Source organism: Burkholderia sp. E168m23 (assembly GCF_016586125.1).
Lineage (GTDB): Bacteria > Pseudomonadota > Gammaproteobacteria > Burkholderiales > Burkholderiaceae > Burkholderia > Burkholderia orbicola.
Map to the genome: position 1 here is coordinate 1 of NZ_BCPP01000206.1, position 8,325 is coordinate 8,325.

General features: G+C 67.7%; 9 protein-coding genes. 4 read left to right on the top strand and 5 right to left on the bottom strand.

Annotated features, from left to right (window positions below; genetic code table 11):
• The first annotated feature begins 418 nt into the window (after positions 1–418).
• Positions 419–739: a DUF3579 domain-containing protein gene (locus JMF90_RS13120; RefSeq protein ID WP_011546046.1), complete on the top strand. Its 321-nt coding sequence runs from the start codon at positions 419–421 to the stop codon at positions 737–739.
• Between the two features lie 156 nt (positions 740–895).
• Here the strand turns inward: JMF90_RS13120 and rpsT are convergent, their stop codons facing one another.
• Entirely contained in the window at positions 896–1,168 is a 273-nt protein-coding gene (rpsT, locus tag JMF90_RS13125; protein WP_006482211.1) for a 30S ribosomal protein S20, read from the bottom strand.
• A 305-nt stretch (positions 1,169–1,473) separates the two neighbouring features.
• Between rpsT and murJ the strand changes: the two genes are divergently transcribed.
• Both murJ and JMF90_RS13135 read left to right on the top strand, forming a co-directional pair.
• Positions 1,474–3,024, top strand: coding sequence for a murein biosynthesis integral membrane protein MurJ (gene murJ, locus JMF90_RS13130; RefSeq protein ID WP_011694376.1), 1,551 nt, complete (start codon positions 1,474–1,476; stop codon positions 3,022–3,024).
• An 8-nt stretch (positions 3,025–3,032) separates the two neighbouring features.
• Entirely contained in the window at positions 3,033–3,875 is an 843-nt protein-coding gene (locus JMF90_RS13135) for a SirB1 family protein (RefSeq protein WP_011546044.1), read from the top strand.
• Between the two features lie 147 nt (positions 3,876–4,022).
• Here the strand turns inward: JMF90_RS13135 and adk are convergent, their stop codons facing one another.
• The 4 genes from adk to lpxK all read right to left on the bottom strand — a co-directional run bounded on the left by adk (position 4,023) and on the right by lpxK (position 7,014).
• On the bottom strand, positions 4,023–4,685 hold the full coding sequence (gene adk, locus JMF90_RS13140; RefSeq protein WP_006482212.1) for an adenylate kinase: 663 nt from the start codon (positions 4,683–4,685) through the stop codon (positions 4,023–4,025).
• 208 nt (positions 4,686–4,893) lie between these two features.
• Entirely contained in the window at positions 4,894–5,685 is a 792-nt protein-coding gene (kdsB, locus tag JMF90_RS13145; RefSeq protein ID WP_011546043.1) for a 3-deoxy-manno-octulosonate cytidylyltransferase, read from the bottom strand.
• Positions 5,686–5,810: 125 nt separating this feature from the next.
• Entirely contained in the window at positions 5,811–6,005 is a 195-nt protein-coding gene (locus JMF90_RS13150; RefSeq protein ID WP_006482216.1) for a Trm112 family protein, read from the bottom strand.
• Positions 5,986–7,014: a tetraacyldisaccharide 4'-kinase gene (lpxK, locus tag JMF90_RS13155; RefSeq protein WP_011546042.1), complete on the bottom strand. Its 1,029-nt coding sequence runs from the start codon at positions 7,012–7,014 to the stop codon at positions 5,986–5,988. The genes JMF90_RS13150 and lpxK overlap by 20 nt, the downstream gene beginning before the upstream one ends.
• A 449-nt stretch (positions 7,015–7,463) precedes the next feature.
• On the opposite strand from lpxK, the gene xseA reads away from it, so the two are divergent.
• Positions 7,464–8,325, top strand: an 862-nt coding sequence (gene xseA / locus JMF90_RS13165) for an exodeoxyribonuclease VII large subunit (protein ID WP_201325149.1), incomplete at its 3' end; no start/stop codon positions are given.

The window sequence follows — 8,325 nt, forward strand, 5'->3', positions numbered from 1 at the left end:
CGGTCATGAAACGAAATACGGCGGTCTCACCCGGCCGCGAGGCCGGACGGCGCCGCCGTCGGGTGTGGATAACTCAAAGCAGCATAAAGGATTTTCTGTGCTTTGACGAGCCGTGGAACGACGCGGGGCAGGATCGCCGCGCCCGATCCGCGGTGCGGGAAGAGGGCCGTCGGGACGACGCGCGATGGCGCGCTGCGGTATAATTCGAAAGTTTTCTCCAGCCCGGCAGGCAAGGCTTTTCGCGCTCTGCCGGACACAAGCCGTGCGCTGCACACATCCGGTGCAGTCCACCGGCGGCGCGCATCGACGCCCCGTTTTCGGGATATCGATCGGCTCGTGCCGCCGCCTCTCCAGCTTTGTGTTCGCGTATCCAGGCGCCGTTGCCTGGACATCGCCGGGCCGTCACTTGGGTAACCACATGGCTGAAACCCCTCCGACCGAATTTTTCATCCAGGGCATCACGAAAGACGGGAAAAAGTTTCGCCCGAGCGACTGGTCGGAACGTCTGGCCGGTGTGATGGCCTGCTTCGGGCCGGGGGCGAGCGGGCCGAATGCGCGACTCAAGTATTCGCTGTACGTGCGCCCGACGATGCTCGGCGACCTGAAATGCGTGATCCTCGATTCGCGGTTGCGCGACATCGAGCCGATGGCTTTCGATTTCGTGCTGAATTTCGCGAAGGACAACAACCTCGTCGTGACCGAGGCGTGCGAATTGCCGGACTACAACACGAAGAAGTGAGTGATGCCGACGGGCGAGGGCGCGGGTTGCGTCCGCCCGGGCAACTGCCGCCGCCGCGCGTGATGCGCAGGCGGCAGGCGACAAAAAAGCCCGCCTAGGCGGGCTTTTTCGTGATCGCAGGAAACAGGAACGCCCGCCTGAGCGGGCGCACCGGAGTTACGCTGCTGCCTGCAGGCCCTTGACGGCTGCGGCCAGGCGGCTCTTGCTGCGAGCGGCCTTGTTCTTGTGAACGATCTTCTTGTCGGCGATCGTGTCGATCGTCTTCACGGCAGCCTTGAACAGCTCGGCAGCCTTTGCCTGGTCGCCGGCTTCAACAGCCTTGCGAACCGACTTGATCGCGGTACGGAATTTCGAGCGCAGCGCCGAGTTGTGCGAGTTTGCCTTCGCGGCCTGGCGGGCGCGCTTGCGTGCTTGTGCGGAGTTAGCCATGACGGTTCCTTATCCTGTCCTGTTTCCAGAGCTTGGAGCCTGACGGCCAAGCGCTGCTTTTCGATCCGTCCCCTGAGAACGATTGCCCAGGGGCGCATAAAAAAACGGTGATTTTAACCGAGGCCGGGACATGAAAACGGCAGTTGCCGTGCATGTACGAGCCCAGAAACCGGCGATTATAGCAACAAAATCAAGCGAGTGGCAAGTTCAACGTGATGCCGGCCGGATGGAGCCGCGGGCGGCCGGTGCGCTTTTCGGCATCGGCCGGTGGCCGGGTCGCGCAACGTCCGTATAATAAGCGCCCCATGAATCTATTCCGAGCCCTGCTGACGGTCAGCGGCTTCACGCTGCTGTCGCGCGTGACCGGACTGGCCCGCGAGACGCTGATCGCCCGTGCGTTCGGCGCCAGTCAATACACCGACGCGTTCTACGTCGCCTTCCGTATCCCGAACCTGCTGCGCCGCCTGTCCGCCGAAGGCGCGTTCTCGCAGGCGTTCGTGCCGATCCTCGCCGAGTTCAAGAACCAACAGGGGCACGATGCGACGAAGGCGCTCGTCGACGCGATGTCCACCGTGCTCGCGTGGGCGCTGGCCGTGCTGTCGGTCGTCGGGATCGCGGGCGCGTCGTGGGTCGTGTTCGCGGTCGCGTCCGGCCTGCACAGCGACGGCCAGGCGTTTCCGCTCGCGGTCACGATGACGCGGATCATGTTCCCGTACATCGTGTTCATTTCGCTGACCACGCTCGCGTCGGGCGTGCTGAACACGTACAAGAGCTTCTCGCTGCCCGCGTTCGCGCCGGTGCTGCTCAACGTCGCGTTCATCGCCGCGGCCGTGTTCGTCGCGCCGCACCTGAAGGTGCCGGTCTACGCGCTCGCGTGGGCGGTCATCGTCGGCGGCGTGCTGCAGTTTCTCGTGCAGTTGCCGGGCCTGAAGAAGATCGACATGGTGCCGCTGATCGGCCTGAACCCGCTGCGCGCGCTGCGTCATCCGGGCGTGAAGCGCGTGCTCGCGAAGATGGTGCCTGCCACGTTCGCGGTGTCCGTCGCGCAACTGTCGCTGATCATCAACACCAACATCGCGTCGCGGCTCGGGCAGGGCGCCGTGTCGTGGATCAACTACGCCGACCGCCTGATGGAGTTCCCGACGGCGCTGCTCGGCGTCGCGCTCGGCACGATCCTGCTGCCGAGCCTGTCGAAGGCGCACGTCGACGCCGATTCGCACGAATATTCGGCGCTGCTCGACTGGGGGCTGCGCGTCACGTTCCTGCTCGCGGCGCCGAGCGCGCTCGCGCTGTTCTTCTTCGCGACACCGCTCACCGCGACGCTGTTCAACTACGGCAAGTTCGACGCGCATACCGTCACGATGGTCGCGCGCGCGCTCGCGACCTACGGGATCGGCCTCGTCGGCATCATCCTGATCAAGATCCTCGCGCCGGGCTTCTATGCGAAGCAGGACATCAAGACGCCCGTGAAGATCGCGATCGGCGTGCTGATCGTCACGCAGCTGTCGAACTACGTGTTCGTGCCGCTGATCGGCCACGCGGGCCTCACGCTGAGCATCGGCGTCGGCGCGTGCCTGAATTCGCTGCTGCTGTTCCTCGGGCTGCGCAAGCGCGGCATCTACCAGCCGTCGCCGGGCTGGCTGCGCTTTTTCGTGCAGCTCGTCGGCGCGGCGCTCGTGCTCGCGGGCCTGATGCACTGGTGCGCGATCAGTTTCGACTGGACCGGCATGCGCGCGCAGCCGCTCGATCGCATTGCGCTGATGGCTGCGTGCCTCGTGCTGTTTGCTGCACTATATTTCGGTATGTTGTGGGTGATGGGCTTCAAATACGCTTACTTCAGAAGGCGCGCCAAGTGACGACCGCAATGACCCGCGTCCTCGACTACTTCAGCACGCTCGTGGCGGACGACGACAGTCTGCCCGTCACGGAAGCCGCGCTGTCGCTGGCGCAGGACGCGTATCCCGACCTCGACCTGCAGGGCACGCTGGCCGAACTCGACATGCTGGCGGCGCGGCTGCGCCGGCGGCTCGCCGACGATACCGACCTGAAGGGCCGCGTCGCCGCGCTGAACGACTTCTTCTTTCGCGAGCTCGGCTTCGCGTGCAATCACAACGATTACTACGACCCCGATAACAGCCACCTGAATGCCGTGCTGAAGCGGCGGCGCGGGATTCCGATCTCGCTGTCGGTGCTGTACCTGGAGCTCGCCGAGCAGATCGGCGTGCCGGCGCGCGGCGTATCGTTCCCCGGCCATTTCCTGCTGCGCGTGACGCTGCCGGATGGCGACCTGATCATCGATCCGACCAACGGCCATTCGCTGTCCGAAGCCGAGATGGTCGAGATGCTCGAGCCGTACGTCGCGCGGGCGGCGGGGGCGGTCGACAGCGCGTTGCGCGCGCTGCTGCAGCCCGCGACGAGCCGCGAGATCATCGCGCGGATGCTGCGCAACCTGAAGACGATCTATCTGCAGACGGAGCGCTGGCAGCGGCTGCTCGCGGTGCAGCAGCGGCTCGTGATCCTGCTGCCCGAGCAGCTCGACGAGGTGCGCGACCGCGGCTTCGCGTATGCGCGGCTCGACTACCTGCGCCCCGCGCTCGAGGATCTCGAGCAGTATCTCGGCGAGCGGCCCGAGGCGGAAGACGCGACCGTCGTCGAGTCGCAGGTCAGCGAATTGCGGCAACGGATGCAGCGCGACGGCGAGGATTGAGCCGCCAGCGCGCTGCTTCTTGGACACGGAAAAAACGCCCGCATCGCGGGCGTTTTTCTTGCGCGCTTGCCGCAGGGGCGTGCAAAGCGTGACAGGCGAAAAAAAAGCCGCCCGGACCGGGCGGCTTGCGGGTGCGCGACGCGCTGCTTACTTCAGCGCGTCGAACGCGCGCTCGCGGATTTCGTCGACGGTGCCCAGGCCCGAGATCTTGCGATACTGCGGCGCCTTCAGACCGTTTTCCTCGCCGCGCTGTGCCCAGTCGCCGTAGTACGTGATCAGCGGCTTGGTCTGCGCTTCGTACACTTCGAGACGCTTTTTGACAGTTTCTTCCTTGTCGTCGTCGCGCTGGATCAGCGGTTCGCCCGTCACGTCGTCGTGACCTTCGACCTTCGGCGGGTTGAACTTGACGTGGTACGTGCGGCCCGATGCCGGGTGCGTGCGGCGGCCGCTCATGCGCTCGATGATTTCCGAGAACGGGACGTCGATCTCGAGCACGTAGTCGATCGCGACGCCGGCTTCCTTCATTGCGTCAGCCTGCGCGATCGTGCGCGGAAAGCCGTCGAACAGATAACCGTTCGCGCAGTCGGATTCCTTCAGGCGCTCCTTGACCAGGCCGATGATCAGCGCGTCCGGCACGAGCTTGCCGGCATCCATGTAACCCTTCGCCTCGACGCCGAGCGGCGTGCCGGCCTTGACGGCCGCGCGCAGCATGTCGCCCGTCGAGATTTGCGGAATGCCGAATTTTTCCTTGATGAAGTTTGCCTGGGTGCCCTTTCCCGCGCCGGGCGCGCCCAACAGGATCAAACGCATGGTGATATCTCCAAGTATGTAGATTCGTGTGGCGAGACACAAAGGCGTCGGCGACAGCGGGCGCGGGGCTCGCCCGGCGCATGGCGGACCGGTCTGATGCGGCGCGTCGGCCGAGGCGACGCGCGGCTGCCGGCAGGGCCACGGGCGGGGTCAAGCGAGGACGCGCTGGTCGCGGACGGCTCGCACAATCGCCTGATTATGCCACGGGTTATTTTGAACCCGGCTGAAAAAGGGCCTGCACGCGCGCGAGATCGGCCGGCGTATCGATGCCGGCTTCGGGCGCGGATTCGGTGATCAGCACCGCGATGCGCTCGCCGTGCCACAGCGCGCGCAACTGTTCGAGCTGCTCGGCCTGTTCGATTGGCGCCTGCGCGAGCGACGGATAGGTGCGCAGGAAACGCGCGCGATACGCATAGAGGCCGATGTGCCGATAGACCGGGAAAGCCGGTGCAGGCATGGCCGCGACGTCGGGCCAGTGCGGCTGGTACGCGTCGCGGCTCCACGGAATCGGCGCGCGCGAGAAGTACAGCGCGACGCTCTGCGCGTCGAGCGCGACCTTCACGACGTTCGGATTGAACACGTCGGCCGCGTCGTGGATCGGGTGAGCGGCGGTCGCGATCGCGCACGCCGGATGCGCGGCCAGGTGCGACGCTACGTCGCGCACGAGCACGGGGTCGATCAGCGGCTCGTCGCCCTGCACGTTGACGACGACGGTGTCGTCGCGCCAGCCGAAGGCCGCCGCGACTTCCGCGAGCCGGTCGGTGCCGGACGGATGGTCGGCGCGCGTGAGCACCGCTTCGAAGCCGTGATCGCGCGCCGCGTCGAGCACGCTCTGCGCGTCGGACGCGACGAGCACCTGTTGCGCGCCCGCTTCGCGCGCGCGCTCGGCGACACGCACGACCATCGGCTTGCCGCCGAGATCGGCGAGCGGCTTGTTCGGGAGCCGCGTCGACGCGAGCCGGGCGGGAATGACGGCGATGAAGGGGGGCGGGTGAGTCATCAGGGGAGCGCTGGGAAGAACGGGGCGGGCGACGCCGGAAGCCGGGCGCCCGGCGAGTGCGGCAGCCCGGCCGGGGCCGGGCCGTCACGGTGTCGAACGGGGCGCCGGGCGAGCGGCGCGGCGGTTCAGCGGCCGGCCGGATCGACCGGCGTGCCTTCGACGGTCTGGCGCGCTTCGTCGACCAGCATCACGGGGATGCCGTCGCGGATCGGGTACGCGAGCTTGTCCGCGTTGCAGATCAGTTCCTGCGCGGCACGGTCGTAGTGGAGCGGGCCTTTGCAGATAGGGCACACAATGATTTCAAGCAGGCGAGCGTCCACGGAGTTTCTCCACAACGAGGGCAATGAGGCGAGGGTCGAGCGCGGCTTCGACGGGGACTACCCACAGTCGGGCGTCGCGCCAGGAAGCGCCCAATTTTACTGCATCCTTCTCGGTGATCAGGATCGCATCGACGGCATCGTCGACGAACGGATTGTCGGCGAACGCGTAATGGTCGGGCAGCGCGCGGGTCGCCGGCGCGAGACCGGCCGCGCGCAGCGTCGCGAAGAAGCGTTCCGGCGCGCCGATGCCGGCCGCGGCGAGCACGCGTTCGTGCGCGAATTGCGACAGCGGGCGGCGTAGCGCGGGCTGGTCGAGGTGCCAAGCGGCGCCCGGCGTCAGCGCGAGCGCGTAGGTGTCGGGCCACGGCGGCAGCGCGCCGCTGTACGGATCGTTGACGAGCGTCGCGTCGCGGTGCCGCGACAGCGGCTCGCGCAGCGGGCCGGCCGGCAGCAGGAAGCCGTTGCCGCCGAGCCGGTGGTCGAATACGACCAGCTCGACGGTGCGCGCGAGGCGGTAGTGCTGCAGGCCGTCGTCGCTGACGATCACGTCGACGTCCGGATGCGCGGCGCGCAGCGCCTGCGCGGCCGCGACGCGGTCGGGGCACACCCACACGGGTGCGCCGGTGCGGCGCGCGATCAGCAGCGGTTCGTCGCCGGCCGCGGCCGCGCGCGACGCCGGCGTGACGGCGGTGGGCGCCTTCACGTTCGCGCCGTAGCCGCGCGACACGACGCCGGGCGTGAAGCCGGCCGCGCGCAGCGCGTCGACGAGCGCGATCACGGTCGGCGTCTTGCCGGTGCCGCCGACGGTCACGTTGCCGACCACGACCACCGGCACGCCGACGTCGACCGGCTGCTTCCAGCCCTGCGCGTAAGCGGTGCGCCGCAGCGCCGCGCACAGGCCGAACACGCAGGCGAACGGCGTGAGCGCCCACGCGAGCGCGCCGCGCCGCTGCCATTCGCGTGTGAGGCGCGCTTCGAGTCGCGCGAGCGGGCCGCCGGGCGCGCTCATCGGGTCGGCCGCGGCGCGTCGTGCGCCGCGGCGAGGGACGGATTCGTCAAGGCGGATTCTCCGTTGGGCGGCGCATGCCGCAGGGTCCGTGGAAGGCGGCACTCTAGCGCGCCGCACGCCGGCGCGGCAAGCGCGACCGGCCGCCGCAGCGTGCGGGGCCGGATCGCGGCGCCCTGTGGATAACTCTGTGAAAAACTCCCCCGTCGATTGTCTCAAACGCCCGTCCGGCGGGCCTCGAATCGGATGAGAATCATTCTGAAAGGTTTAAAAAATTATAAAAATCAAGGCGTTACCGAGAATCGTCTGGTTTTTTTAGCGGTTTCCGAGCGTTTTACGCGGACGAATGCCAGAGTGTGGACACCTTCCGTGCGCGACGGCGAATACGGCGGCGCTGGACGCCGCGCGCGTGTCGGACTATCGTGACGCCGCCAGCATTCATCCGACCGCCCATGCTTTCCGATTCCCCTTTTTCCGCCCCCGGCACCACCCGCGGCGGCGACGAAGTGATTCCCGTTTCGGCGCTCAATCGTGCGATTTCGACGATGCTCGAGCGCTCGTTTCCGCTGTTATGGATTTCCGGCGAAGTGTCGAATTTCACGCGCGCCGCGAGCGGCCACTGGTATTTCTCGATCAAGGACCAGCAGGCGCAGATGCGCTGCGTGATGTTCCGTGGCCGCGCCCAGTATGCGGAATTCACGCCGCGCGAAGGCGACCGCATCGAGGTGCGCGCGGTCGTCACGATGTACGAGCCGCGCGGCGAAGTGCAGCTCAACGTCGAAGCCGTGCGGCGCACCGGGCAGGGGCGCCTGTACGAGGCATTCCTGCGGCTGAAGGCGCAGCTCGAGGCCGAGGGCCTGTTCGCCCCCGAGCGCAAGCGGCCGCTGCCGGCGCACCCGCGCGCGATCGGCATCGTCACGTCGCTGCAGGCCGCCGCGCTGCGCGACGTGCTGACCACGCTCGCCCGGCGCGCGCCGCATATTCCGGTGATCGTCTATCCGGCCCCCGTGCAGGGCGCCGGTTCCGCCGAAAAGCTCGTCGCGGCCGTGGCGACCGCGAATGCGCGGCGCGAGGTAGACGTGCTGCTGGTCTGTCGCGGCGGCGGCTCGATCGAGGATCTGTGGTCGTTCAACGACGAAGCGCTGGCGCGCGCGATCGCGGCGAGCGAGCTGCCGGTCGTCAGCGGCGTCGGGCACGAAACCGATTTCACGATCGCCGACTTCGCGGCCGACCTGCGCGCGCCGACGCCGACCGGCGCGGCCGAACTCGCGAGCCCGCAGCGCGCGCTGCTGCTGCGCGAGGTCGACGAGCGCC